Consider the following 23,920-nt stretch of genomic DNA (forward strand, 5'->3'; position numbering starts at 1 on the left):
GCGGCGTGGGGGCATTATTTCTTTATTACCAGAATGACTTAGACGGTCTTTACGGCTGCCTGTTACGGTTATGAATCCCGTTTGTCCGGCGCCGTGCGCCTGCCCCGTTCCGGGGTTCAGACCGAGAAGATTTCAAGGGCAGTAGACATGTACGTGTATGACCCCGTCGATCAACAGCTTGTCGAGCAGCGTGTCGCGCAGTTTGCCGATCAGACGCGCCGCTTTCTCGACGGCCAGCTTACCGAGGACGATTTCCGCGTCCTGCGCCTGCAGAACGGCCTGTATATCCAGCGCCACGCTCCCATGCTGCGCGTTGCGATTCCGTATGGCCTGCTGGCGTCGCGCCAGTTGCGCACCCTGGCGCACATCGCGCGCAAATGGGACCGCGGCTACGGGCATTTCAGCACCCGTCAGAACATCCAGTTCAACTGGCCCAAGCTCGAAGACGTGCCGGACATCCTGGCGGAGCTCGCCACGGTGCAGATGCACGCCATCCAGACCAGCGGCAACTGCATCCGCAACACCACCACGGATCACTTTGCCGGCGTCGCGCCGGACGAGCTCGTCGATCCGCTGATCTGGTGCGAGATCATTCGCCAGTGGTCCACGCTGCATCCGGAATTCGCCTTTTTGCCGCGCAAGTTCAAGATCGCGGTCAGCGGCGCCGTGGAAGACCGCGCCGCCGTGGGCGTGCACGACATCGGCCTGCAGGCGGTCGAACGCGACGGCAAGCTGGGTTTCCGCGTGTGGATCGGCGGCGGCCTGGGCCGCACGCCCATCGTCGGCAAACTGATCAATCCGTTCGTTGAATGGCAGCACCTGCTGACCTATCTGCAAGCCGCGCTGCGCGTGTACAACCTGCATGGCCGCCGCGACAACAAGTACAAGGCGCGCATCAAGATCCTGGTCAAGGACCTGACGCCCGAGGTCTACGCGCAGCAGGTCGATGAAGAATGGCAGCGCATCAAGGGCGGCCCCGACACCATCACGCAGGAATTCGTGGACCGCATCAAGTCGCGCTTCGTCTGGCCGCAGCACGATGCCGCCGCCGCGGCGGACATCGACAACACCGCCGCGCTGGCCGCGGGCGACAAGCGGTTTGCGCGCTGGCTGCGCACCAACGTGCATGCGCACAAGGTCGCCGGCTACGCGGCGGTCACGGTGTCGCTCAAGCCCACCGGCGTGCCGCCGGGCGACATCACCGCGGACCAGATGGACGCCGTGGCCGACCTGGCCGACGACTTCGGTTATGGCGAACTGCGCGTGTCGCACGAACAGAACCTGATCCTGGCCGACGTGCGCCGTTCGCGTCTGCATGAGCTGTGGCAAAAGCTGGAGGCCCTGAACCTCGCCACGCCCAACGTCGGCCTGCTGACCAACATCATCGCCTGTCCGGGCGGAGACTTCTGCGCGCTGGCCAATGCCGTCTCCATTCCCGTGGCCGAAGCCATCCAGCGCCAGTTCGACGATCTGGACTACCTGTTCGAAATCGGCGAGCTGGACCTGAACATCTCGGGCTGCATCAACTCTTGCGGCCACCATCACGTCGGCCACATCGGCATCCTCGGCGTCGATAAAGCCGGCGAGGAGTGGTACCAGGTCACGGTGGGCGGCCGCCAGAACGGCGCCGCCAAGCCGCTGCCCGACCTTGAATCCACGCACGGCGGCGGCGCGGCCATCGGCCGCATCATCGGCCCGTCGTTCGCGCGCCATCAGGTGCCCGGCGTGGTCGACCGCCTAATCCGCACCTACCTGGGCCTGCGCGACAGCGAGGCCGAGCGCTTCATCGACGTGGTCGACCGCGTCGGCATCGACCCCTTCAAGCAGGACGTGTACGCGGACCCTGCCTTCGCCAAACCCACGCAGCACGCGGAGCCCGCCCATGTCTGAGATCTACGCCCACGACGCGCCCGGCCCGCACCTGATCCGCAACGGCAAGCTGGAGGCCGACACGTCGCGCCCCTTCGTGCCCGAGCCCGAAGTGCCGGCCGAAGGCCAGGTGCCCGCCGACGAGCCCGGCTGGATCGTCCCGCTGTGCGTGTGGAAGACATCGCGCGCCACGCTGCGCCGCCACAAGCACCCCGTGGCGGTATTGCTGGGCCCCGATGCCGACCTGACCGATCTGGCGGACGCAGACGGCGTGCTGCATCCCGAAGGCATTGCCTTCATCGCCGTGGACTTTCCGGTCTACACCGATGGCCGCGGCTACTCGCTGGCCCAATTGCTGCGCACGCGCTACCAGTGGCAGGGCGAGCTGCGCGCGGTGGGCGACGTGATGATCGACACCATCCACTACCAGGCGCGCGTGGGTTTTGACAGCTTTCTCGTCAAGCCTGGACACGATCCGCACAAGGCGCTGGCCGCCTTCAAGACGTTCACGGTGCACTACCAAAAAACGTACCGCGTCCCCACGCCCGCGGCCGCATAAACGGGTCGCAAAAACGGGTCGCAAAAACGGGTAGCAAAAACGGGCCGCCTGAACGAGGCCCCCTGCGGCCTCAGTCCCCTTCGCCGGGCGACGCCCCAAGCTGCATGCCGAACCCGCTCTGCGCCAGTTGCGCGCGGATCAGATCGGCAATGCTGCGCTGGCGCGGCGCCTGCATCCGGCTGATCAGGCTGGATACGCTGACCGCCAGCCGCGGATACCCGCCGGCATCGCACAGTGCCACCCCCACGCCCAACACTCCCGGCACCGCCGCGTTGCCCACCACCGCCCAGCCGCGCCCGCGTGTGTTCTCGACCAGCCGCCGCATCTGCGCCACCGTCATGCCGCCATAGGCGCGTAGCGCCTGCTCGTTCTGCGCCACGACCTCGTCGGCTTCGGCGGCAGGCAACGCGCCCAGCAGCGCCAGACCCGCCGCGCCCACGCCCAGCGGCTGGCGATGCCCGACCGTCACGGCCAGCACCTGCACCGGGTAGTTGCCGACCTCGCGATGCAGGCAGAGCGAATCGTTCGCCGCCCGGCAGATGAGAAACGCCGAATCGCCGCTGACATCGCTGATCTGGCGCAGTAATGGCCGCAGGCTGCGCACGGCCTGCGCGTGCGGATCGCCGGCCATCATCACGCCCAGTTCGGCAACACGCCATCGCGGCGCGCCCGATTCGCGCAGGGCATAGCCTTCTTCGACCAGCACATCCAGGTAGCGGTACACCGTGGACCGCTGCATGCCGGCGGCCCGCGCGATGTCCACCACGTGCATGCCGGCCGCGCCGGCCTGGCGCAACACGCCCAGCACCTTCAGCCCGCGCCGCAGGATGCGCGGACCGGAACCCTCGGAATCCGGTTTGTTCAATTTCTGGACACCTTGCGTTGATAGGGCCTCCATCAAAGCCGAATATGAAGGCGGACAGACGGAGATCTGTCCAATTATTAGACAAACAGGACGGAGACAACAATGAAGACATTCGGCAAGCGCTGGACCGCTGCGGCGGTGGCCTTGAGCGGCGCCCTCGTGGCCGCCGCCCCCGCCTGGGCGGCCAAACCCTATCCCGAACGCCCCATCACCCTCGTCGTCGGTTACGCCGCCGGCGGCGCCACCGACATCGTGGCGCGCCTGATGGCCAAATCGTTGTCCGAAGAGCTGGGACAGACGGTCGTGGTCGAGAACAAGACCGGCGCCAACAGCAACATCGGCGCAGAAATCGTCTCGCGCGCCGCGCCCGACGGCTACACGCTGTACGTCGGGTCCATCGCCAACACAATCAACCGCACGCTGTACAGCCAGCTGAACTACGACTTCGTCAAAGGCTTCGAACCGGTCGGCCTGCTGGCGACCATTCCGAACATCCTGGTGGTCAATCCCAAGCTGCCGATCAAGTCCGTGCAGGAGTACATCGCGTATGCCAAGAAGAATCCCGGCAAGCTGACCTGCGCCTCGTCCGGCAGCGGATCGTCCATTCACCTGTCGTGCGAGCTCTTCAAGATGAAGACCGGCACCGACATCCTGCACGTGCCCTATCGCGGCAGCGGCCCCGCGGTGGCGGACCTGCTGGGCGGCCAGGTGGATTCCATGTTCGACAACCTGCCCTCGTCCCTGCCCCACGTGCAGGCGGGCAAGCTGCGCGCCATTGGCGTGACCTCGCCCGAGCGCCTGCCCGCCACGCCCGATGTGCCCACGCTGGCCGAATCCGGTCTGCCGGGCTTCGACGTGGAATCGTGGTTTGGCCTGGTGGCGCCGGCCGGCACGCCCAAACCCGTCATCGACCGCCTGAATCAGGCAGTGAACAAGGCGCTGGCCAGCCCCGCCCTGCAGACCTCGTACAAGCAGGGCGGATTCTTCCCGCCGCAACCGCCCAACACGCCGGAGACCTTTGCCAAGAAGATCGCCAGCGAAATCGACAAGTGGGGTGCGGTCGTGAAAAGCGCCAACCTCAAGGCCAACTAGCGATCCAAGGAGCCAAGGTGTACCCGATTGATTTTTTCTTCCGCGCGGCCGAGCTGCATCCGGACCGCGTGGCGCTCGACGGTCCCGACGGGCAGGTCACCTACGCGCGGCTGGCGGCCGACACCCGCGCGCTGGCGGCCGCCCTGCAGGACCTGGACCCGGCGCCGCAGACGCGCGTGGCCATCTGCGCCGGCAACTCGGCGCGCCACATCCTGGCGCTGCTGGCGGTGCTGGCCAGCGGCAAGGTGTGGGTGCCGCTCAACTACCGCAGCACCGCGCGCGAGATCGGCCGCATCCTGGATGCCACCGAGCCGACCATCGTGATCGTGGACGGCGTGGGCGGGCCGCTCGTGCCCGTGGGCCCGGCGCGTCGCGTCGAACTGGAAGACACGGCGGCAGACCTGACGCTGGATGGCCTGTTGGCCGGTTTCGCGGGCCGTGCGCCGCTGCGGCACGCTCTACCCCGCGATGCCACCCAGGCCATCAAGTTCACGGGCGGCACCACCGGGCTGCCCAAGGGCGTGATGCAGCCGTATCACGCGTGGAACGCCGGCATCGTCAACCAGATCCTCAACTGGGGCCTCACGGCCGACGACCGCTATGTCGTGTCCGCGCCCATCACGCACGGCACGGGCACGTATCTGTTGCCGGTGCTGGCGCAAGGCGGCGCGCATCTGCTGCTGGATATCGTGTCGCCCGCCACCATCACGGCGGCGTTTCGCGAGCGGGGCGGCACGCTGAGCTTCATGCCGCCCACGCTGATCTACATGCTGATGGCGCAGCCAGGTGTGTCGCGCGCGGACTTCCCGCGGCTGCGCAACCTGATCTACGGCGGCGCGCCGATGCCCGTCGAGAAAATCGAGCGCGCGCGCGCGTTCTTCGGTCCGGTGCTGGGCACGACCTACGGCCAGACCGAGGCCCCGCAGATCGTCACCGTGCTGCGCCCCGCCGACCTCGAAGCGCCCGAGAACCGCGCGTCGGTCGGCCGGGTCACGCCGCTTTCGGACGTGGCGATCATGGCGCCCGACGGCACGCTCTTGCCGCGCGGCGAGATCGGCGAAGTGGTGGTCCAGGGCGACCTGGTCATGACCGGCTACTGGCGGCTGCCCGAGAAAACGGCCGAAACCGTGGTCGACGGCTGGCTGCACACCGGCGACACCGGCCTCATCGATGCGCGCGGCTATCTGTTCCTGAAGGACCGGCTGCGCGACGTCATCATCACTGGCGGTTTCAACATCTACCCGGTTGACGTCGAGAACGCGCTGTCCGCGCATCCAGCCGTCTACGAGTGCTCGGTATTCGGCGTGCCCGACGACAAATGGGGCGAGGCGGTGCAAGCGGCCGTTCAGCTTCAACCCGGCGCGCAAGCGAGCGACGATGAACTGAAGGCGCACGTGCGCACGCTGCTGGGCCCGGTGGCCACGCCCAAGCAGATCCATTTCCACGACAGCCTGCCGCGCTCGAGCGTGGGCAAGGTGCTGAAGAACGCGGTGCGCGACGCCGCAATGAAGGAGACGCCATGAACACGCCCGAAACCCGCCTGTGCGCCCATCACCTGACCGGCATGTCGTACCGCGACGTCGACCTGGTCGAAGACCTGATCGGCAAGAAGTCCTTCACCGAGGTGATGATCATGCAGATCCTGGGACGCGACGCGCGCCCGGTGGACATGCGCATCGTGGACGCCGTGCTGGTCACGCTGATGGAACACGGCATGACGCCCAGCGCGATCGCCACGCGCCTGATCTACATGAGCGCCCCCGAGAACCTGCAGGGCGCTGTGGCGTCCGGGCTGATGGCCGTGGGCAGCCAGTTCGTCGGCACCATGGAGAATTGCTCGCGCCTGCTGGACCGCATCCGGCAGGCTGCCGACGGCCCCGCAGAGGCGCTGGCGATCGCACGCGAGCACCGCGCCTCGCGCAGCCCGCTGCCCGGCTTCGGGCATCACCTGCACAAGCCGGACGATCCGCGCGCGATCAAGCTGCTGGCGCTGGCCGAGGCGGAAAGCGAGCTGAGCGGCGAGTCCGTGCAGGCCCTGCGCTGGCTGGCCAGCGCCATCGACGAGACGTACGGCAAGCACATCACCATCAATGCGACGGGCGCCGTGGCCGCGCTGCTCAGCGAAATCGGCGTGCCCACCGACCTGATGCGCGGCTTTGCCGTCATCTCGCGCGCGGCGGGCCTGGTGTCGCACGTTGCCGAAGAGCAGCAAAGCCCTTCCGGGCGGTTTATCTGGGAAACCATCGACCACGCCATTCCGTACGTGGGCAAGGGCAAGTCCCATCAGTCCCATCAGCAAGACGGCGGGCAATCATGACGGCGGCATCCGGCGGGCGCCTGGCCGGCAAGGTCGCGCTGGTAGCGGGCGCGGGCACGTCGGCGCCCGGCTGGAGCATCGGCAAGGCCAGTTGCGTGACGCTGGCGCGCCAGGGCGCGGCCGTCGTTGCGCTGGACGCCAACTTTACCGCTGCCGAAGACGCGGCGCACGAAGTCGAATCGGCCGGCGGCATCGCACTAGCGGTGCAGGCCGACGTGGCCGACCCGGCTGCGATGCAGGCCGCGGTGGAGGCGGCGCTGGGCCGCTTCGGCCGCATCGACATCCTCCAGGCCAACGCGGGTATCGGCAAGGTGGGCGGCCCCGAAGACATCTCGCTGCAAGACTGGGACCGCATTCAGCAGGTGAACGTGACCAGCCTGCTGATCGCGACACGGCTGGTGGTCCCGCTGATGCGCGCGCAAGGCGGCGGGGCCATCGTCGCGGTGTCGTCGATCGCGGGCATCCGGTACACCGGCTATCCGCATCTGGCGTACAGCGTCAGCAAGGCCGCCGTCATCCACTTCGCGCGCATGGCCGCGCAGCAATATGCCGCCGACCGCATCCGCGTGAACACGGTGATTCCCGGGCTGATCGACACCCCGCGCGTGGCCACCAACGTCGCCAGAATGTTCGATGCCAACGACCTGGACGCCGCCCGCGCGGCGCGCGACAGGCAGGTGCCGATGGGCCGCATGGGCACGCCCTGGGAGGTCGCCAACGCGGTGGCCTTTCTGGCTTCCGACGACGCGTCTTACATCACCGGCACCGAACTGCTGGTCGATGGCGGCCTGACAGGCAAGTACGCCTGAAGGGCAAGTACGCCTGACGCGCCTACTCGGCCTTGATATTGCCGCGCTGGATCACGCCCGTCCACTTGGCCACGTCCTCCTGGATGCGCTGCGCGAATTGCGCCGGCGTGCTGCCGACGGGCTGAAAGCCCATCCCCGTCAGCTTGTCCCGCAACGCGCCGCGCTGCACGGATTCGGCCAGCGTCTGCGACAGGCGCTCGATGATCGGCGCGGGCACGCCGGCCGGCGCAACCAGGCCGAACAACGGCGAGATGTCCACGCCCGGCAGGCCCGCTTCCGCAAAGGTGGGCACGTCGGGCAGCTGGCTGACGCGCTGCGGGCTGGTGACCGCCAGCGCCCGCAGCTTTCCGCCCTTGATGTGTTCAAGCATCGTGGGCACGGTGGCAAACCCGAACTGCACCTGGCCGCCCAAGAGGTCGGTGATCACAGTGCCGCCGCCGCGGTACGGCACGTGCAGCACGTCCACGCCCGCCTGCTGGCGCAGTTGCTCGCCGGCCAGATGCGGACCGCTGCCCACGCCCGCCGACCCGAACGACAACGTGCCCGGCTGCGCCTTGGCCAGCGCCACAAAGGACGCGATGTCCGTCGCCTTGACCGAGGGGTGCACCACCATGACGAAAGGCGCCGTCGCCATCAGCGAGATCGGCGCGAAGTCCTTGATGGCGTCGTACGGCTGACGTTCACCCAGCAGCGCGGGATTGATCGTGAACGTGGAGTCGACCATGCCGATGGTGTAGCCATCGGGCGCCGACACCGCAAGGGCGCGCGTGCCGATCGTGGTGCCGCCGCCGCCCCGGTTCTCCACGACGAAGGGCTGGCCCAACGCCTCGGCAAACACCTGGCCCGCCATGCGGCCCAGCGTGTCCGTGGCCGCGCCCGGCGGATACGGGATGGTCAGGCGGACCGCCTTGTCCGGATACTGCGCGGCGCGCGCCGCGAAAGACCACGGCAACACGGCGGCGCCAGCGGCCAGGGCCGCGCCATTGATCAGGAACGCTCTGCGTGAGGGATGCATGGGGTTGTCTCCAGGTTCATATGCGGTGCGACCTCTTGAGGGCCGGTTCGTATTTCGGTGTGTCTTTCGTATCTGATGCGTGGGAGCGGATGCGTGTGCTTCAGCTGCTGTAGCGGCCCTCGGCAAGTTCCGCCTCCGGGTCCGCGCCCAAGCCAGGGGCGTCCGGCACGTCGACCCAGCCGTCCTTGATGGGCACGCTGCGCCCGTAGGGCACGTGCGCCAATTCGACATACAGGCGTTCCAGCGATACCTCGGCCTGTTGCGCGGCGATCAGGTGCAGGCTGGCAAGGTATCCGGGACCGAAGAACGCCACCTGCGGCGCGCACACGACGCGCGTGTCCGCGCACTTTTGCGCGATGCGCCACGCGGCGGTCAGGCCCAGCTTGATCACGCTGGGCTGCACGTATTGCGCCGCTTCCGTGTCCACCACGCGCTCCAGGTCGGTCGCGCTGGCGGCGTTCTCGCCCACCGCCAGCGGAATGCCGCAGGCATCCTTCAAGCGGGCCAGCGCGCGGTCGTCTTCCGGCGGCCACAAGGGTTCCTCGATCCAGAACGGATCGTGCGGGCGCATCGCCTCGATGGCGGCTTCGGCTTCGCCGGGCAGCCAGGCGCAGTTCGTGTCCACCATGATCGGCACGCCCGGCCCCGTGCTGCGGCGCACGGCAGCCAGCGCATCGGCCGTGCGCTCGTGCAGCTTGATCTCGGTATAGCCTTCGTTCAGCGCGCGCGTGGTCACCGCGTCCAGGCGCTCGGCGTTGCCGTAGTACTGAAGCAGCGACGCATACACCCGCACCCGTTCGCGGCGTTTGCCGCCCAGCAGTTCGTACAACGGCACGCCCGCGCGCTTGGCGCGCAGGTCCCATAGCGCGATATCCAGCCCGGCCAGCGCGTGCACCACGGGGCCGGACCGCCCCAGGTTGTGCAGCGTGCGCTGCATGCCCGGCAGCAAGGTGTCGTCGTCCGCGTCCCGCCCGCAGGCCAGCGGGGCGATCAGCGTTTCAAAGATGGCGGGCAAGGCGCGCGGCTCCACGCAGTACGACTCGCCCCACGCCACCGTGCCGTCTTCCGTCTGCACGCGCACCAGCGCGCTGTCGAGCTTGTCGCGCGGACGGCCGGCGAACAGCGGCGACGGGCTCCAGTGATGAAACGGCAGGCGCAAGGGAATGCAGGTGACGGAAACGATGGTGTTGGCGGGCATGGCGGCGCGGAGGTCGGGATGCAGAATGCGATGGGCTATTCTGGCGGCCGCCGGTTCATATGGTCAAATAGATGAATTGACTATTTCCATATGAATTTCATATGTTCAACCGGCGAGAACTCCTGCTGCTGCGCGCCATGTACCGGCACGACACCGTCACCGCCGCGGCGGCATCGGTCAACATGACGCAGCCCGCCGCCAGCGCGCTCTTGCGCGACATGGAAACGCGGCTGGGTTTTGCGCTCTTCAGCCGCGAGAACCGGCGGCTGCACCTGACCAGCCAGGGCCGCGCGCTGATCCCGGAAGTCCTCAATGCGCTGGCCGGCATCGAGGCCGTGGACCGGCTGGCCGTCGACATCCGCCAGGGCGCGCTGGCACGGCTGGATGTCGCTGCCGTCGCCATTGCGGCGTCCAGTCTGCTCCCGCCGGCCCTGGCCGGCGTGCGCCGCGCCCATCCGTCCGTGGCCGTGACCGTGCGCGCCGGCACCGCCTTGGAAATCATCGAAATGGCGGTGGACCATCGCATCGACCTGGGCATCATCATCGGTTCGCCGCCGGACATCGACCGCGTGTCCAGCCTGCGGCTGGCGCCCCTGGGGCTGCATGCCGTCATGCCGAAGGACCATCCGTGGGCAAGAAAGACCACGTTGACGCTCGACGAAGTCGCCGAAGCCGGTCCGATCGTGCTGGCCCCCGCCCTGCCCGCCGGGCGCGCGACGCGTCAGGCGCTGGAGGCACGCGGCCTGCCCTATCGCCCCATCATCGAGGCGGCGCAATCATCGGCGGCGTGCGCGCTGGCCGCGCAAGGCCTGGGTGTGGCCATCGTGGAAAGCCTGGGCGCGCATTACGCCGAACGGCAGGGCCTGGCCGCGCGGCGCCTCTTGGCGCTGGAAGACCCGGTGCTGGCGGTGGTGTGGTCGCGCGACCGCGCGATGAGCGCGCCGGCGCAGGTGCTGCAGGAGGGCTTGGCGAACGAGGCGCGCATGTGGCTGTCGCGCGGGGAGGCCGCGGCTGACGAACGCCAGACCGCGCGAGGCCGGACGCGCACGCGCCCGGCCGCATGAACCAGACGGGACGACTTACCAGGAGGTCGTGTAAGCGCCGGGGAACTGCTTGGCCACGAAAGCCTTCACTTCGTCGGATTGGTAGGCCTTGATGAAGCGCGCGATGCGCGGATCGTTCTTGTTGTCCTCGCGCGCGGCGATCACGACGGCCGCAAACGGCGCGTCCTTGCTCTCCAGCGTCAGCGCGTCCTTGGAGGGCGACAGGCCGGCGGGGATGGCGTAGGCGGAATTGACAGCGGCGGCATCCACGTCCTTGAGCGAGTGCGGCAGCTGCGCGGCCTCGATCTCGACGAACTTCAGGTTCTTGGGATTCTCGGCGATGTCGAAGATCGACGCCGTCACCGTCACCCCGTCCTTCAGCTTGATCAGCTTGGCGGCCTGCAACACCAGCAGCGCGCGGGCGCCGTTGGTCGGGTCGTTCGGAATGGCCACCTTGCCGCCCTGCGGCAGATCGTCCAGCGACTTCACGCGCTTGGAATAGATGCCCATCTGCTGCACGACGGCCGTCGCCACCGGCACCAGCTTGTAGCCGCGCGCCTTATTCTGCGATTCCAGGAAAGGCTTGTGCTGGTAGATGTTCACGTCCAGCTCCTTGGCGTCCAGCGCGGCATTGGGCTGGATGAAATCGCTGAATTCGATCAGCTTGACCTTCAGGCCTTCCTTGGCGGCCACCTGCTGCACGACTTCGCCGATCTGCGCGTGCGGACCGACGGTGACGCCCACCTTCAGCTCGGCGTCCTGCGCCATCGCCGAGGTGCCGGCAAAACCGATAAGGGTGGCAAGTACGGCCAGGGAATGACGAAGGCGCATGGGAGATCTCTAGAGGTAGTCGTAATGAGACCCCGGATTCTAGAGACGCCGCCTCAAAACCGGAAGCGATGAATATTCATATTGATATGTGGATTTCGATATAAACACCGCGATGACAGCGCCGGCGCATGCGGACACAATAGAGCCTGCTTTCATCAACCCACCCGCCTCCATGTCCACGACTACCGAACTCCATCCGCATGCGCGCGCGCTGCTGGCTGACCATTACGCCGCCGTCGACGCCGACCTGCCCGCCCTGCTCGACCTGCTGTTTGCGCGCAGCGCCGGCGAAGACTGGCACAAGGCCGGCACGTTCAAGCATCACCTGCTGGGCGTCTACCGCACGCTGGCGCTGTGGAACCAGCCGCGCGAGGTTCGCCTGCTGGGCCTGTTTCATAGCGTGTACGGCAACGAATACGTGGACCTCACGCTCTTTGACCGTGAAGGCGAGCGCAACACGTTGCGCGATGTGCTGGGCGCCGAAGCCGAAGAATGGGTCAGCCTCTTTTGCGCCATGCCGCGCACGCGATTCGTGCAGGCCATCCTGCAGGGCCAGGGCACGGGACCGGAAGGCCTGACGCTGGAAGGCGCCGACGGGCAGGTGTTCACGTTCACGCCGCGCCAGGTCGCCGCATTCACCGTGGTGTCCGCCGCCGACATGGGCGAGCAATGGCATAGCTGGCAAGACGAGATCTTTGCCTGCTATCCGCAGCAGCAGCGCCGCGACTTGAAGACCAACTGGGCCTCGTCGCTGTGGCCCGGCCCGCTCAAGCCGCCGTCGAACATCCTGTCGATGCTGTCGCATCTGCTGGCGCCGCTGTCGCGCATGCCGCAGGACACCGGCATTCCGCTGCCGCCCGCCTTCGACAATTGCCGCGCCACGCTCAGCCCGCGCGACGAAGCGGCGGCCAGCGCGTTGTACTGGCAGGTCATCACGCGCATGCATCCCCTGACCGAAATGGACAGCGCCCGCCACATGCTGGAAGCCGCGGTGGAGCACAACCCGTGGGTCGGCGAACCGCGCCTGCTGCTGGCGCAACTGGCGTTGACGTCAGGAGATTTCGAGGCCGCGGAACAGCATGCTGCCGCCGGCCTGGCCGCGCTGCAGGCCTGGGGCACGGCGTGGGACAAGCGCATCGAATGGGCCGGATGGATGGCCTGGGCGCGCATCGAACTGCAGAACGCGCGCGCGCGCAAATGGCCGGAAAACCTGGCGGCGTTGAACGGGCTGGGCCTGGTGGAGTAGCGCCTGCGGGGCTTGCCGGGATGGGACGGCGCGGGCGGCTTTGCGCCCGCGTGCCTTTGCGGATGGGGTGGCTAGCGCCTACGTGGCTTGCCCGCTTGGTCAGGACGGGAGGCTAGCGCCTACGTGCCTTCCCAATGCGGCCCGGGCACGACGATGTCGAACAGTTCCAGCACGCGCGCCACGGTGTGATCCACCATCTCTTCGATGGACGCGGGACGGTGATAGAACGCCGGCAGCGGCGGAAACACGATGCCACCCATTTCGGTCACGGCCGTCATGTTGCGCAGGTGAGCCAGATTGAACGGCGTCTCGCGCACCATCATCACAAGGCGGCGGCGCTCTTTCAACGTAACGTCCGCGGCGCGGGTGATCAGGTTGTCGGACAGGCCGTGGGCCACGGCCGCCAGCGTGCGCATGGAGCACGGCACGATCACCATGCCCGCGGTCTGGAAAGCGCCGCTGGCCAGCGTGGCGCCCACGTCGCGCACGCTGTGCACATGATCGGCCAGCGCATAGACGTCGTGGCGGCTGACATCGAGCTCATGCTTGATGTTCAGCACGCCAGAGGCGGACACCACCAGATGCGTCTCGACGTCTTCGACGTTGCGCAGCGCCTGCAGCATGCGCACCGCGTAGAGCGCGCCGGTGGCGCCCGTGATGCCGACGACGAGCCGCCGCATGATGCGTCAGGCCGTGGCGCCGGATTGCTCCAGCAGCGTCTTCAGTTCGCCGGACTCGTTCATCTCATTCATGATGTCCGAGCCGCCGATGAACTCGCCGGACACGTACAGCTGCGGAATGGTGGGCCAGCTGGAGAATTCCTTGATGCCCTGGCGGACTTCGTCGTCCTCCAGCACATTGACCGTGACGAGCTTCTTCACGCCACAGCCTTTCAGGATCTGAATGGCCTTGCCGGAGAACCCGCATTGCGGGAACTGGGCGGTGCCCTTCATGAACAGCACGACGGGGTGCTGGGTAACGGTTTCACGGATGAATTCTTGAACGTCGCTCATGGTGGTCTCTTGGACTGGCAAAACGGAATTGCTCAATTATAGGTACAGCCGGGAAAACCGCCCGATTACCCCGGCGCGGGACCGGTATATCCGGGGCAAACGCAACAACACGTGTCGGACCAGGCGAGCTGCGCGGGAAGGTGTCAGACACCCGGGTGACGGCGCGGCAACCTGAACGGGCATATCCAGGGTGTCAGACACCGGAGGCCCAAGGTGTCAGACAGCCGGGTGATGGGGCGGCAACCTAGGCCCGGGTGTCTGACACCCCGACGAGAGGTTCTATGCCTTGAACGGGCGCATCGCGGGTGTCAGACACCTGCGACCTGCAAGCGCCCGCCCGAGATCCGCTCGATCCCCGCCAGATCCTGCCGGCTGTGCACGTCTGCAAACCCGGCCTGGCGCAGCATGTCGCGTACCTGCTCCGCCTGATCCCAGCCGTGTTCCATCCAGAGCGAGCCGCCGGGCTTCAGGTGGGCGCTGGCGCCTTCGACAATGCGCGCCAGATCTTCCAGCCCGCCCGCGCCATCTGTCAGCGCGCCGCGCGGCTCAAAGCGCAGGTCGCCCTGGTCCAGATGCGGATCGTCGCTGGCCACGTAGGGCGGATTGGACACGATCAGGTCAAAGCCCTCGCCAGCCGGCACGGCCTCGTACCAGCTGCCTTCGACAAAGCGCACGGCAGCGGTCAACTCCCACGCGTTCGCGGCAGCCACGGCCAGCGCGGCCGCGCTGACGTCCGACGCCATCACGCGCGCGTCGCGCCGCGCCAGCGCGATCGACACCGCGATCGCGCCGCTGCCCGTGCCCAGGTCCAGCACCATCGGCCCGGTGACGCCAGCAATGCATTCCAGCGCGGTTTCCACCAGCACTTCCGTGTCGGGCCGCGGAATCAGCACGTCGGGCGTCACCTGGAACCGGTGCCCCATAAACTCGCGATGGCCCAGCAGGTAGGCCATGGGTTCGCCCGCCAGCCGGCGCAGCGCCAGGGCCTCGTACGCCGCCGCCACCTCGGGCGCCAGCGCATCGGTGTCGTGCGCCAGCAGCCAGGCGCGCGGCTTGCCCAGCACGTGCTCCAGCAGCATGCGCACTTCCAGGCGCGGCAGGCGCGTGTCCAGCAGCAGGCTCTTGATCTGGGGCGCGGTCATCGCGTCGACCTCAGATGTCGTCGCCCAGCGCGGCAAGCTGCTCGGCCTGGTGCTCGGCGATCAGCGCGCCGGTCAGTTCCTCGAGGTCGCCTTCCATGATCTGCTGCAGCTTGTACAGCGTCAGGTTGATGCGGTGATCGGTCACGCGGCCCTGCGGATAGTTGTAGGTGCGGATGCGCTCGGAGCGGTCGCCCGTGCCGATGAGGCTCTTGCGCTCGGCCGCTTCCTTGCTCTGGCGCTCGCGTTCTTCCTTGTCCTTCAGGCGCGCGGCCAGCACCTGCATGGCCTTGTCCTTGTTGCGGTGCTGCGAACGGTCGTCCTGGCATTCGACCACCAGCCCGGTCGGCAAGTGGGTAATGCGCACCGCCGAATCGGTCTTGTTGATGTGCTGGCCGCCCGCGCCGCTGGCGCGGAAGGTATCGATGCGCAGGTCGCTGGGATTGATGACGATCTCGGACATGGCGTCGGCTTCGGCCATGATGGCGACCGTGCAGGCCGACGTGTGGATGCGGCCCTGCGCCTCGGTCGCCGGCACGCGCTGCACGCGGTGCGCCCCCGATTCGAACTTCAGACGGCCATACGCGCCGTCGCCGTCGATGCGCGCGATCACTTCCTTGTAGCCGCCCAGCTCGGACGGGCTTTCGGACATCAGTTCCACGCGCCAGCCGCGCTGTTCCGCGTAGCGCGTGTACATGCGCAAGAGGTCGCCCGAGAACAGCGCGCTTTCGTCGCCCCCCGTGCCCGCGCGGATTTCCAGAAACACGCTGCGCCCGTCGTTGGGGTCACGCGGCAAGAGCAGCAGTTGCAGCGCCGCTTCCAGCGTTTCCAGCTTGCCGCGTCCGGTCTTGATCTCTTCTTCGGCCATCGCCTTCATGTCGGGCTCGGACAGCATCTCCTGCGCCGTCGCAATGTCTTCCTCGGTGCGGGCGAACGCGGTGAAGGCTTCGACCACCGGCTCCAGTTCGGCGCGCTCGCGGGAAAGCTTGCGAAAGCGGTCCATGTCGGACGCGGTTTCCGGTTCGGCGAGCAAGGCATCGACCTCGATCAGGCGATGGCACAAATGCTCCAGCCGGCTGCGCATGGAAGATTTCATGAGGGGAAGACCCAAGGAGAAGACAGAAAAAGCGGGCGCCCACAAAGCGAACGCCCGCCATGAGGCGGGGCGTGGGGCAGAGCCGCTAACGGCGGGAGTCGCGGCCGGGGAAGAGGCGCGGCATCCAGGCAAGCAGTTGCTTGCGGTCGTCGCCTTCGCTGCGGTTCAGTGCCGCGAGCGGGCCGTGCAGATACTTTTGCGTCAGGCCGTGCGCCAGTTGTTCAAGCACGGCTTCGGGTGATTCGCCCCGCGCGAGCAGGCGGCGGGCGCGTTCCAGTTCGGCGGCGCGGACGTCTTCGGCGGCCTGGTGCAGGTCGCGGATGACGGGCACCACTTCGCGGGATTGCATCCAGTGCATGAAGCCCTGGACGCGGGTTTCGATGATGGCTTCGGCTTGCACCACCGCGGCGCGGCGGGCGTCGGTGCCGGTCTGCACCAGCCGGCCCAGATCGTCGACGGAATACAGATACACGTCGTCCAGGCGCCCGACTTCGGGTTCGATGTCGCGCGGCACGGCCAGATCGATCATGACCATCGGGCGGTGACGGCGCAGGCGCGTGGCCCGTTCCACCATCCCCAGACCGAGGATGGGCAGGGAGCTTGCCGTACAGGAAACGACGACGTCGAATTCGGACAGCCGCTCGGTCAGGTCGGACAGCTTCATCGTGCTGGCCGAGAAGCGGTTGGCCAGCAGTTCGGCGCGTTCGGCCGTGCGGTTGGCCACCACCATGCTGCGCGGACGCTGCGCGGCAAAGTGCGTGGCACACAATTCGATCATTTCGCCCGCGCCGATGAACAGCGTGCGGGCCTGGTCCAGATTGCCGAACACACGCTCGGCCAGGCGAACCGCGGCGGCGGCCATGGAGACGGACTCGGCGCCGATGGCGGTCTGCGAACGGACTTCCTTGGCGACCGAGAAGGTGCGCTGGAACATCTGATGCAGCAAGGTGCCCAGGGAACCGGCTTCGCCGGCGGCACGCACCGCGTCCTTCATCTGGCCCACGATCTGGGTTTCGCCCAGCACCATGGAATCCAGGCCGCTCGCCACGCGGAAGGCGTGACGCACGGCGTCGTCTTGATGATGGCGATACAGGTGCGGGCGCAGCGTGCCGGCGTCCAGGCGGTTGTGTTCGGCCAGCCAGGCGGGCAACTGATCCGCCACGTGGCCGTCGGCCGCGCAGTAGATCTCGGTGCGATTACAGGTGGACAGGATGGCGGCTTCGCGGACAGAGCCGCCGAACGCCGAACGCAAGCCTTCGAGGGCGGGCTTGACCAGATCGACGGGCATGGACACGCGCTCGCGGACCGATACCGGCGCGGACGTGTGATTCAGACCGAAGGCAAGGACAGCTACCGACATGTGTGAGGGATGGCGGAAAGCCACCCGCGGCTAAGCGTTAAGAACTGCCACTATAAGAACAATGTGTCGCAGCCCGCTTGTCTCGCGTCAAAGGCGGGAAAGCATCCGGCTGTAACAACAAAACCGCTGACGATTATACTCCTGCGGGTTATCCCCAGGCCACTTCTGCCCCCGATTGCCGCCAGTTGACGCCTTTTCGTGCCGTGAAGCCAACAGTCGGCGGTAACGGGCGATCCGAGAAATCCGTGCGGTTCAGAAAAAAGTGGCACAACGCCCGCCCGGCTGGCACAAGCCTGAAAAATTGTGTATAGTTGCGGACTTCGTTGGCCTGGTAGCTCAGTCGGTAGAGCAGAGGATTGAAAATCCTTGTGTCGGTGGTTCGATTCCGCCCCAGGCCACCAAAAGCATTCGGGAACTTCGGTTCCCACGAAAAACCCAGCCCTCGCGCTGGGTTTTTTGTTGGTGGCGGAGGTTACGCCCCACCTGTCCCGACATTTTGTGTATAGTTGCGGACTTCGTTGGCCTGGTAGCTCAGTCGGTAGAGCAGAGGATTGAAAATCCTTGTGTCGGTGGTTCGATTCCGCCCCAGGCCACCAAAAATTCAGATCTTCGCCATGCCGGAGATCGTATCCCCACCTCGGGATGCTGCTTGCCCGATAGCTAGCGGGCGAGAGTGCCACGCCGACATCGCGGTCGTGCACTGCGGCGTACAAATTCCATCGCATCTCCCCGTCTTCAACGCCCGCGAGGTCTCCGTGCGTAAATATCGATCGACTGCCCCTGTAAATGGCCGCTTGCGCCGGCTCAACCGTCGCCAGCGCAAGAAGTTGCACGTCGGTGAATTCCAAGACTGTCTTTTCGAAGTTCGCGGGTCGCTCGTTAGCGACATCGATGATGGCGATGCGCTGCTCGATGCGTTCATCGCATGGATCGAAAGCTGCGATCTCTACTTTGCCGGCTACGTCGGTCGAGGCAGGATCGATGGCATGGTGCTCACCTCGGTGGGATCTCCAACTGAAGCACAGCGGCAATCTGTCGTCCGCTGGTTCAAGGAGCGCCCAGAAGTCGCCGAAGTCGAGGCGGGAGAATTCCGAGATGCCTTTTACGGCTATGAATAGGCATTAACCCACGCGCAGCTCGCGACCCATATCTGCAATGAAAAAGCCCAGCCACACACGGCTGGGCTTTTTGTTTGGAGCCGCCTATCGCATATTCCCTTCAAATCACGAAGCGGACGGAGGTACCTACGCGTTCACGCCCGGCGAACGGTTGCGCAAGGTCTCGTAGAGCTGCCCAGGTCCGAGCAAAATGTCTTTCAGCCCTTCGCGAACCTTGGCCGACCCGAGCGCCTGCGTACTCATCGTCTGGTGGGCTTCGAACGCATCCATAATCGCATCCAGCAATGCCTTGCCCAAATCCGGCGAATTGGCAAATTGCTCTTTGGTGTTGCTGGCTGCCTGCTGCGCCAGCATCTCGTTTTCCAGCAGCTTCCCTTTCAAGGCGCCGTTGACGTAAACGAGTTGATCCCCGTCGCTCAGCTCCCCTTCGAAGAGCCCATTGACCTTCTCGATGATTTCCGCCAAATAGGCTTGCTGCTTGTCCTGCAAGCTGCCACTGCCGACGGCATCCATCGGTGGCAAGGGATAGCTGCCGTCGGCGTTAAGCGTCATGGGCTGTTTGCCTCTGTCCTTTAGCGTGTGATGGGTGAGGACCACTTTGGAGAGGTCCACCGTATCGCGCTCCCTGCCGAACTCCAACAACGGAATAAGGCGCTTGTAAAACAGGAAGCGCTTTTCGATACTCGTGTTGCCGTAGTCAAAAATCTGGCTCAAGAAGGCGTAGAGACGCACATAGGCGCCCATGTCATTCTTGAACAGCAACAACGCATCCAACTGATCTTTCGCCGCTTTAGCGGATTTGTCATCGTGCTTTTCTTCAGCAGCGACCTTCTCCTGCTGTGCCGCCTTGTACCGCTTGAGCAAACGATCCGCCACCGGCGCGATGGCCGCATCGAGCTGCTTTTGTGTGCCGTTGGGATCAAGGTCGACCTGAGCTACGCGGTCCACCTCATAATCGTCATAGCAACCACTGGCATCCAGTTTTGCGCGCAAGTCATAGACCAGATGCGGGTCGGTCACGGCTTCCAACTCAGCCGTCTCATAGTACGTTTTGAAGGCTTTAAGAATGTCCCCCGGCTCGTTGACGAAATCGAGCACATAGGTCGTGTCTTTTCCGGGATGGGCACGGTTGAGACGAGACAAGGTCTGAACCGCCTGTATCCCGCCAAGCATCTTGTCCACATACATGCCGCACAACAGCGGCTGGTCGAACCCAGTCTGAAACTTGTTTGCAACCAGCAGCAGGTGGTAGTCCTGCCCTTTGAACACCTCCCGGATGTCGCGCCCGCGCAACCCAGGGTTGAGCAATTCGCTGGTTTCGGTGACAGGGTCGGGAAAGCTCTCGGTGTCACTCACTTCGCCCGAGAAAGCCACCAACACGCCCAGCGGATAGTTCTTGCTGGTGACGTAAGCCCGAATGGCCTTTTGCCAGCGAACAGCTTCGCGACGCGAGCCCACCACCACCATCGCCTTGGCCTTGCCGTCGAGCAGCGGTTGCACGTTCTCACGGTAGTGCTCAACGACGATCTGAACCTTACTGGCGATGTTGTACGGATGCAGGCGCACCCATTGCATCAGCCCTTTCATCGCCGTATTGCGCTCGACCTGTTTGTCGTCCCACTGCTGGCCATCGTGAGCGAGCTGGAACGCAAGTTTGTAGCTGGTGTAGTTCTTCAATACATCGAGGATGAAACCTTCTTCGATGGCTTGACGCATGGAATAGACATGAAAGGGCTGCGGCAAGCCATCTTGGCCCGGGCGGCCGAACAATTCCAGCGTCTTGCCCTTGGGCGTAGCGGTGAATGCAACATAGGTCAGTCCCTTCGCTCCCGCGCGCGCCTCCATCCCTGCGGCCAACAGCGCCTCAGTGTCAACTTCTCCACCATCCTGCAAATCCGCCCATTCCTGAGCCGACAACAGTTGCTTGAGTTTGGCAGCGGCTTCGCCTGTCTGCGAGCTGTGCGCTTCGTCAGCAATCACGGCAAAACGCTTGCCGTCGGTGGCAGCCAACTTCTGCACCTCTTGCAAGGCGAAGGGGAAGGTTTGAATCGTGCAGACGATGATTTTCTTGCCGGCCTTTAGCGCCTGACCGAGCTGAGCGCTCTTGCTACCGTGCTCGTTGGTTATCGTTTCGACAACGCCGGTGGTTCGCTCGAAATCGAAAATCGCTTCCTGCAACTGCGCGTCCAGGACTGTACGGTCGCTGACCACCAACACGCTATCGAAAAGCTTTTGATGCTGCGCGTCGTGCAAATCAGCCAAGAAGTGCGCCGTCCAGGCAATCGAATTGGTCTTACCCGAACCGGCTGAATGCTGAACCAGATAACGTTCGCCAGCCCCGTTCGCAAGTACGTCGGCGACCAACTTGCGGGTCGCATCCAGTTGGTGATATCGGGGGAAGATAACCGTGTGCGGCTGCTTCTTATCATTGCGTTTGCAAATGAGATAGCGATGCAGGATGTCCAGCCAACTGTCACGGGCCCAAACCTCCTCCCAAAGGTAGGCCGTGGCGAATCCGTCCGGGTTGGGCGCATTGCCCGCGCCGCCTTCATTGCCCCGATTAAAGGGCAGGAAGAGCGTGTCTTTGCCGGCCAGCTTGGTCGTCATCATGACTTCGCTCTGACTCACTGCGAAGTGCACCAGCGCGCCACCAGGAAACGCCAGCAAAGGCTCCGGCATTCCACCCTTGGGCTGCGGCGGACGGTCAAAGCGGTATTGGTCAACGGCGTCCAGCACGCTTTGCGTGAAGTTGCTCTTCAACTCCGCCGTGGCAACCGGGATGCCATTGAGGAACAAAACAAGGTCCAACTCATCCTTGGGATTGTTCGGTGAGTGACAGACTTGCCGAACAACTCGCAGCCGATTGGCCGCGTACTTCGCCTGGATGGCAGGATTGATCGCCAGTGCGGGCTTGAACTGCGCCAGTTCCAACGGCTCTTTCAGACCCAGCATCTCCACGCCACGGCGTAGCACGTCCAGCGTGCCGCGTTCATTCAGATTTTTGCGGATACGATCGGCGAGAGCCTGGGGCAGCGATGCGCCGTGAGTTTTTGACAGGCGCTGCCAGTTGTCGGGTTGCGTAGATTCCACCCAGGTCAATACATCGGGCAGGAACAGGCCGCTGGCGCGGTCAAAAAGTGCGGCATCTCCTTCGTCATGAAACCAGCCATTGGCAGCCAGGTGGGCGCAGATTTCTGACTCGAAATGAACTTCCCGATGCAAAGTCATACTCAGACCTCGGAGCGGCCCGAGGCCGCCTGGTTTCCGGGCAGATTGTCCTGCCAAGCCGCGTATGTGATGGTGGTCCCCTTCAACCGCCAGGTGATTCGGCCGTTGTCCGTGCGTCCGAGGATAGTGGCCGATGCCGCGCTCGGGCTCTTGAAATCTGTGTCGCTAGTGAAGACCAAATGAGTTCCGTCGAAGGACGTCTTAAGAGCTCCCGAACTTCGCAAGTCTTCACGCAACTGAAGGTAAGAATGCGCCTGACCAGACCACTCGAGCTTAGCTTGCGACCCAGCCAGGACGGTGAAATCTGCGCCGTTCTCCCTGGCTGCGGCGGCGATGCCGTGGCGTGAGCTTTCAAGCTCGAAGACTGCGGCGTCACCGGCATCTTCCAGTTCAGCCATCAAGGCTTCGGCAAGCGCCGCCTTACTCTTGCGATCCTGAAGGCGCCAATGTGTCTCCAGCCTGGCAAGCAGAGTTTCCTGACGATGCTGCATGACATCGGCGGTCCAGTTGTCATGCTGCAGAACCTGCGTGGTAAGCGCAAACGCGCTTGTTCCGCCCTTGGTGAAATAGGCCGACTTCTTCCAGCCAAAGTCGCGGTTGCTAGCCGCGCTGTTCTTCCTCCGGCTCAGTAGGGCGAGATTGCCGAGTCGATGAACCCACAATTGATGCGCGACCTTGTCTGGCACCCATGTGGCCCACTGGCTATTCGGCGCTGGATGTTGGGGCATGACGTGCTCGACAGAGATCACGTCATGCTGATAGCTGGCACTGCCATCGGACAATAGGTTGTCAACCCGCAGCAACAACAAAGCCAATGCGCGCGACGAATGGGTCTCATACAGTGGACCGCTAAGTGCTGTGTAAGTCTGATGTTGCTCCTCTTGGGACAACTGCAGCGGGGAAGTCGCAAGCGACAAGTCCATCCCCGACTCAATGCCCTTAGTCAGAGCCGAAAACCGCTCGATGCGATCATTGACGCCAGTCTTGCGCGCAAGCATCGAGTAGCCCAGCCGTTCCAAATCGCGGAAGAAGCCCAGCACGGCCATGGGATGTTGGCGATTCCGAACGAAGAAGGCCAACGCAGGAGGCACCCAGTCCTTGAACTCCAAGCGGTTCAGCCACCGGAGGCACTCATTCACCTGCTCAGCATGGTGAGTGCTGGCATAGTCGGCATCGCGCAGCTCGCTGAAAGCTCGGGCCATGGGTAGCAAGACCTCCTCCACAAAAGTCTGCGGCTGCTTGACCGGAACAACATGTTCCTTGAATTCCTTGAGCAGCGTGCCCTGCGGCTTGGCCTTGCGATAGACCATTCGAATGTGGCTGAACAGGTCGCCGAACTCGTCTCGGCCGAGGGCATCTTCTTCGTCTTCCCATTTTTTCGTGTAAGCATCACGCAATGCGGGCGCAATGCCGCCGATGATTTCGGCTTTAAGGATGTCGGTGGCACTCAGATCCAGGCCGCGGCTGTTCAGCACCCCGAAGATGCGATACGCGGAATCCAAGTCTGGCGTTGCTACGGTCACGAGGTAGCACCGTGTGATGACGAACTGCACCAGACGTACCAGTTCCGCCTGCGACAGCTTGGCGAGCCCGTCCGCGAACACTTGGGCGTTAGCACGCAAGCGGCTTTGCGCCTCGGATAGAGGAGTGTTGACCAAGGCCAATGCCTGCAGACCGTTTTCGTGTTGCACGTACTGACGGAAGAAGTCTCGGTCGCGCTCGCGCAAAAGCAGGCGATAACGGGCCTGTGTGCCCTTGACCAAGTTCCCCTTTTCGTAGATGCAGCCGGTGATGTCCTTCTGTAGTTCGTCATCAGCGACCGTGGCTCGGATGGCGGACAGCAACAACGTCAAGGTCGTCAGCCGCTGCTGGCCATCCACAACGGTGGCTTCAGGGGTGGACTCGGACTTGATGAGCACGATGCTGCCTAGGAAGTATGGGGCTGCGTCGCTAAGTTGTAGCGGCGCGGCGGCAAGAGCGCCCAGCAAGTCATCAAGCAACTCCTGCGCTTGGTCGCGGCCCCAAGCATAGGGGCGCTGGTAGCCGGGGATAGTGAAGACGTAGTCGTCACCGAAAATCTTGGCGAGCGATTGCTCTTTGGCAGTGAGTGTGTGGGTCATTG

20 protein-coding genes and 2 tRNA genes are annotated in these 23,920 nt (G+C 64.8%); 11 read left to right on the forward strand and 11 right to left on the reverse strand.

The features are described from left to right. Nucleotides 1–147 precede the first annotated feature (147 nt). Together LN047_RS26365 and LN047_RS26370 are read left to right on the forward strand one after the other, a co-directional pair. Complete coding sequence (locus LN047_RS26365) at nucleotides 148–1,890, forward strand: nitrite/sulfite reductase (protein WP_128829100.1); 1,743 nt, start codon at nucleotides 148–150, stop codon at nucleotides 1,888–1,890. Next, entirely contained in the window at nucleotides 1,883–2,428 is a 546-nt protein-coding gene (locus LN047_RS26370; RefSeq protein ID WP_373980667.1) for a DUF934 domain-containing protein, read from the forward strand. The genes LN047_RS26365 and LN047_RS26370 overlap by 8 nt, the downstream gene beginning before the upstream one ends. A gap of 70 nt (nucleotides 2,429–2,498) precedes the next feature. On the opposite strand, the gene LN047_RS26375 is transcribed toward LN047_RS26370, so the two are convergent. Beyond that, entirely contained in the window at nucleotides 2,499–3,293 is a 795-nt protein-coding gene (locus tag LN047_RS26375) for an IclR family transcriptional regulator (protein ID WP_142052570.1), read from the reverse strand. A gap of 102 nt (nucleotides 3,294–3,395) precedes the next feature. Between LN047_RS26375 and LN047_RS26380 the strand changes: the two genes are divergently transcribed. The 4 genes from LN047_RS26380 to LN047_RS26395 are packed head-to-tail and all read left to right on the forward strand — an operon-like array spanning nucleotide 3,396 to nucleotide 7,511. Next, nucleotides 3,396–4,385, forward strand: a complete 990-nt coding sequence (locus LN047_RS26380) for a tripartite tricarboxylate transporter substrate binding protein (RefSeq protein WP_056319888.1) — start codon at nucleotides 3,396–3,398, stop codon at nucleotides 4,383–4,385. Between the two features lie 17 nt (nucleotides 4,386–4,402). Then, entirely contained in the window at nucleotides 4,403–5,908 is a 1,506-nt protein-coding gene (locus LN047_RS26385; protein ID WP_373980668.1) for a class I adenylate-forming enzyme family protein, read from the forward strand. Next, complete coding sequence (locus LN047_RS26390) at nucleotides 5,905–6,702, forward strand: citryl-CoA lyase (RefSeq protein ID WP_373980669.1); 798 nt, start codon at nucleotides 5,905–5,907, stop codon at nucleotides 6,700–6,702. The genes LN047_RS26385 and LN047_RS26390 overlap by 4 nt, the downstream gene beginning before the upstream one ends. Further along, nucleotides 6,699–7,511 carry an SDR family NAD(P)-dependent oxidoreductase gene (locus LN047_RS26395; RefSeq protein ID WP_373980670.1) on the forward strand — a complete coding sequence of 271 codons (813 nt, stop codon included), beginning with the start codon at nucleotides 6,699–6,701 and terminating at the stop codon, nucleotides 7,509–7,511. Before LN047_RS26390 ends, LN047_RS26395 begins: the two co-directional genes overlap by 4 nt. Nucleotides 7,512–7,533: 22 nt before the next feature. On the opposite strand, the gene LN047_RS26400 is transcribed toward LN047_RS26395, so the two are convergent. Both LN047_RS26400 and LN047_RS26405 read right to left on the reverse strand, forming a co-directional pair. Further along, entirely contained in the window at nucleotides 7,534–8,526 is a 993-nt protein-coding gene (locus tag LN047_RS26400; RefSeq protein WP_056319902.1) for a tripartite tricarboxylate transporter substrate binding protein, read from the reverse strand. A gap of 100 nt (nucleotides 8,527–8,626) precedes the next feature. Further along, nucleotides 8,627–9,724, reverse strand: a complete 1,098-nt coding sequence (locus tag LN047_RS26405) for a mandelate racemase/muconate lactonizing enzyme family protein (RefSeq protein WP_279991248.1) — start codon at nucleotides 9,722–9,724, stop codon at nucleotides 8,627–8,629. Nucleotides 9,725–9,825: 101 nt separating this feature from the next. On the opposite strand from LN047_RS26405, the gene LN047_RS26410 reads away from it, so the two are divergent. After that, nucleotides 9,826–10,788 carry a LysR family transcriptional regulator gene (locus LN047_RS26410; RefSeq protein WP_312540929.1) on the forward strand — a complete coding sequence of 321 codons (963 nt, stop codon included), beginning with the start codon at nucleotides 9,826–9,828 and terminating at the stop codon, nucleotides 10,786–10,788. A 15-nt stretch (nucleotides 10,789–10,803) separates the two neighbouring features. Here the strand turns inward: LN047_RS26410 and LN047_RS26415 are convergent, their stop codons facing one another. Then, nucleotides 10,804–11,598 (reverse strand): MetQ/NlpA family ABC transporter substrate-binding protein, encoded by a 795-nt coding sequence (locus LN047_RS26415; RefSeq protein ID WP_373980671.1) that lies wholly within the window; start codon nucleotides 11,596–11,598, stop codon nucleotides 10,804–10,806. Between the two features lie 172 nt (nucleotides 11,599–11,770). On the opposite strand from LN047_RS26415, the gene LN047_RS26420 reads away from it, so the two are divergent. After that, on the forward strand, nucleotides 11,771–12,844 hold the full coding sequence (locus LN047_RS26420) for a tetratricopeptide repeat protein (protein ID WP_373980672.1): 1,074 nt from the start codon (nucleotides 11,771–11,773) through the stop codon (nucleotides 12,842–12,844). A gap of 119 nt (nucleotides 12,845–12,963) precedes the next feature. On the opposite strand, the gene LN047_RS26425 is transcribed toward LN047_RS26420, so the two are convergent. From LN047_RS26425 to hemA, 5 genes are all read right to left on the reverse strand, one after another. Next, a complete protein-coding gene (locus tag LN047_RS26425; RefSeq protein ID WP_056319911.1) occupies nucleotides 12,964–13,524 on the reverse strand; it encodes a UbiX family flavin prenyltransferase in 561 nt (186 codons plus the stop codon). 6 nt (nucleotides 13,525–13,530) lie between these two features. After that, nucleotides 13,531–13,857, reverse strand: a complete 327-nt coding sequence (gene grxD, locus LN047_RS26430; protein ID WP_056319914.1) for a Grx4 family monothiol glutaredoxin — start codon at nucleotides 13,855–13,857, stop codon at nucleotides 13,531–13,533. A 308-nt stretch (nucleotides 13,858–14,165) separates the two neighbouring features. Then, nucleotides 14,166–14,999, reverse strand: a complete 834-nt coding sequence (prmC, locus tag LN047_RS26435) for a peptide chain release factor N(5)-glutamine methyltransferase (protein ID WP_373980673.1) — start codon at nucleotides 14,997–14,999, stop codon at nucleotides 14,166–14,168. A gap of 10 nt (nucleotides 15,000–15,009) precedes the next feature. After that, the gene (gene prfA, locus LN047_RS26440; protein WP_056319917.1) at nucleotides 15,010–16,092 is read right to left on the reverse strand and encodes a peptide chain release factor 1; all 1,083 of its coding nucleotides are present in this window, start codon (nucleotides 16,090–16,092) and stop codon (nucleotides 15,010–15,012) included. An 85-nt stretch (nucleotides 16,093–16,177) separates the two neighbouring features. Continuing rightward, complete coding sequence (hemA, locus tag LN047_RS26445; RefSeq protein ID WP_056319920.1) at nucleotides 16,178–17,452, reverse strand: glutamyl-tRNA reductase; 1,275 nt, start codon at nucleotides 17,450–17,452, stop codon at nucleotides 16,178–16,180. 325 nt (nucleotides 17,453–17,777) lie between these two features. Here hemA and LN047_RS26450 point away from each other — a divergent pair. From LN047_RS26450 to LN047_RS26460, 3 genes are all read left to right on the forward strand, one after another. Then, nucleotides 17,778–17,853, forward strand: a tRNA-Phe gene (locus tag LN047_RS26450). Nucleotides 17,854–17,972: 119 nt separating this feature from the next. Continuing rightward, nucleotides 17,973–18,048 (forward strand) — tRNA-Phe (locus tag LN047_RS26455). Between the two features lie 18 nt (nucleotides 18,049–18,066). Then, a complete protein-coding gene (locus LN047_RS26460; RefSeq protein WP_373980674.1) occupies nucleotides 18,067–18,570 on the forward strand; it encodes a 50S ribosome-binding protein YggL in 504 nt (167 codons plus the stop codon). A gap of 126 nt (nucleotides 18,571–18,696) precedes the next feature. Here LN047_RS26460 and LN047_RS26465 read toward each other — a convergent pair whose 3' ends face one another. Next, entirely contained in the window at nucleotides 18,697–21,798 is a 3,102-nt protein-coding gene (locus LN047_RS26465; RefSeq protein ID WP_373980675.1) for a type I restriction endonuclease subunit R, read from the reverse strand. Nucleotides 21,799–21,800: 2 nt separating this feature from the next. After that, nucleotides 21,801–23,918 (reverse strand): DUF4357 domain-containing protein, encoded by a 2,118-nt coding sequence (locus tag LN047_RS26470; RefSeq protein WP_373980676.1) that lies wholly within the window; start codon nucleotides 23,916–23,918, stop codon nucleotides 21,801–21,803. Nucleotides 23,919–23,920 lie beyond the last annotated feature (2 nt).

Source organism: Achromobacter sp. JD417 (genome assembly GCF_041879325.1).
Taxonomy (GTDB): domain Bacteria; phylum Pseudomonadota; class Gammaproteobacteria; order Burkholderiales; family Burkholderiaceae_B; genus Achromobacter; species Achromobacter mucicolens.